This is a genomic window from Ferrimonas pelagia, assembly GCF_039543565.1.
GTDB lineage: Bacteria > Pseudomonadota > Gammaproteobacteria > Enterobacterales > Shewanellaceae > Ferrimonas > Ferrimonas pelagia.
Map to the genome: position 1 here is coordinate 1 of NZ_BAABJZ010000038.1, position 1,021 is coordinate 1,021.

Genomic DNA, 1,021 nt, shown 5'->3' on the forward strand with positions numbered 1-1,021 from the left:
AATGCTCATAGCGATCTCCTCAGGTGTGCGGAAGTACAACAAGTTAGTGCAAGCGATACTTTTGACTCTGGTGGGCCTGCGGCCCTCTTTTTTGAAAGCTCAAAAGCTCGCCTGACTAAAGCGTTAAGTGTACTCAAGGAGTGAAGTATGAAGTCAGCGCAAGATTTCTTGAATCAGTTACAGGATGAGGGGCTGACTACCTTTAGTATGAAGGTTGATACTCCCGAAGATGCAAAATTGGCAAAGAAGAAAATCATATTGAACCAGAAGCGACTTCGACAAATAAAAAAGGAAGTTAATGAAGTCCAGAAGAGTATTCGAGCTGATTATGCAATCCAAAGTCAAACGGCCGGCTCAGGAGGCTCTACGGTACTTTCAATCTTTGGGAAAAAGAAACTGGCAGGTTCGTGGCGTGCAGCAGCAAAAACTGATTTAAGAGCAGAACGTGATAGCCTATTACAGCCATATACATCATTGAAAGAAATAATCAACGAAATTTTGTATAAGTCTGACGAGGCAAAGCTAAAGTGTGATGAAATTGTTCATAGTCACACTTAACAAGCCCAATCAGAAACGCCCACTACGTGGGCGGGATCTCGCTACGCTCGTCCCCTGTTGGGGGCGTTAGAAGTCAATGGAGAATTCCTCATGGATTCGATTGTAATTTCAGGCCTTATCGGTGGAGTGGCTTCCATTATTATTGGTTCATATGTTTCTTCGAGAGCGCGAGACTCAGGAGAAGAAGGTGAATTACGCTTTGGAAATTCGATAATAATTTTAGCTTGGTGCTGCCTTTCTTTAACAGCTTTCGCTGGTATTATGTTTTTTATCGATAATGATGTGTGGGAAAAGAAAAGCGAGTTATATTCGGTTATTGGCCTCTTTGTTGGTTTCGGTCTAAATAACTGTTCCGAAATGTAGATCACTGAGTTCTCAGATTTGGAGGGAACTCGGCTTCCATTGTGCGATCTGATCAATCGCCAAAAAGAAAAGTTCGACAAGGAAGCCGAGCCCCATGATG

2 protein-coding genes are annotated in these 1,021 nt (G+C 42.9%); both read left to right on the top strand.

Annotated elements, in window-relative coordinates; translation table 11 throughout:
* The first annotated feature begins 147 nt into the window (after positions 1 to 147).
* Positions 148 to 558, top strand: a complete 411-nt coding sequence (locus tag ABEA08_RS09495; protein WP_345335060.1) for a hypothetical protein — start codon at positions 148 to 150, stop codon at positions 556 to 558.
* 90 nt (positions 559 to 648) lie between these two features.
* Positions 649 to 921 carry a hypothetical protein gene (locus ABEA08_RS09500; RefSeq protein ID WP_345335061.1) on the top strand — a complete coding sequence of 91 codons (273 nt, stop codon included), beginning with the start codon at positions 649 to 651 and terminating at the stop codon, positions 919 to 921.
* The last annotated feature ends 100 nt before the right edge of the window (positions 922 to 1,021 follow it).

Excerpts from the sequence above, each read along its gene's own strand:
- ABEA08_RS09495 (WP_345335060.1), top strand. The coding sequence starts at position 148 with ATGAAGTCAGCGCAAGATTTCTTGAATCAGTTACAGGATGAGGGGCTG.
- ABEA08_RS09500 (WP_345335061.1), top strand. The coding sequence starts at position 649 with ATGGATTCGATTGTAATTTCAGGCCTTATCGGTGGAGTGGCTTCCATT.